Here is a 1,085-nt window from a genome sequence, read left to right as displayed (position 1 = left end):
GGCCGCGGATCACTTCTCTGGCCAGTTTTCCCAAACGATGGCTGTGCTTGCTTCAATCAGCAATACACCTATGCCAGCATTTAAAGAAATTGGTGCTCCCGATCTTAAAGTCATCATGAAAGAGACGAAGCATCTGGTGGGAAACGACTAGAGCAGGCTTCTGACTGGCGCGGCATCATCGGTGTAATCGCCCATATTTTTAGTACCCCGATCTCTGAAGTGAAACAAATGCCAGTGGATGAAGCAATCCGCTGGCACGGGAAAGCTGTTGAGATTTGGCAAGCAAGGCGTGAGGGGATGTTATGAGCGTTTTACAGTCTGTCTTGAAACTGACTGTGATGGATGGTGTGTCCTCAAAGATGCGCACCATCACAGGTAGCATGAACGGACTGATGAAACAGTCCAACCAGATCATGGCTCCCATCAATGGCACAGTGATGCGCGTGGCAGGGCTTGCTGCGGGTTACGTCGGGGTTCGTGAAGGGATACGTGGCACCGTTGGTGCTGCCATTGGATTTGAATCTGCCTTTGCGGATGTGCGTAAAGTGGTCGATGGCAGTGACGACCAGCTCAACACCCTCCGACGTGACATCATTGCTCTTTCCAAAGAGATGCCGGTTACTGCCGAAGGGTTTGCTCAGATTTATGCTGCGGCTGGCCAATCGAACATTCCTATTCAGGAAATGAGTAAATTTTCCAAGATGGTGGCAGAAGTCTCCACCGCTTGGGAGGTGCCTGTTGCAGAGACAGGTCAGGCACTGGCTGAGATCAAAAACCAGCTTCGTATGAATGTCGGTGAGATTGGCCATTATGCTGATGCGATCAACCATCTGGGCAATAATACGGCTGCACGCGCTCCTGACCTTGTTGATTATTCGAAACGTGTAGCCGCCACCGGTGAGCTATATGGTTTTGCAGCTGCAGAAACCTTGGCGTTCGGCGGGGCTATGATTGCCTCTGGCGCACAGTCCGAAGTTGCGGCCACATCATTCCCCAACATGGGTCGAGCCCTCAGTATTGGTGGGCGGGCAACAAAATCGCATAATGTTGCATATTCCAAACTTGGACTGAACGCGGTCAAAGTT

At 51.3% G+C, this 1,085-nt stretch carries 1 protein-coding gene; it reads left to right on the top strand.

All coding sequences use genetic code 11. The annotated features are described in order from the left end of the window. Positions 1-302: 302 nt before the first annotated feature. Positions 303-1,085, top strand: a 783-nt coding sequence (locus HBA93_RS17795) for a phage tail tape measure protein (protein ID WP_221724178.1), incomplete at its 3' end; no start/stop codon positions are given.

Origin of the sequence: Ochrobactrum sp. SFR4 (genome assembly GCF_019730395.1) — a bacterium.
Lineage (GTDB): Bacteria > Pseudomonadota > Alphaproteobacteria > Rhizobiales > Rhizobiaceae > Pseudochrobactrum.
Note: the sequence above shows the minus strand (reverse complement) of the source record. Positions and strands in the feature narration are given on the sequence as shown.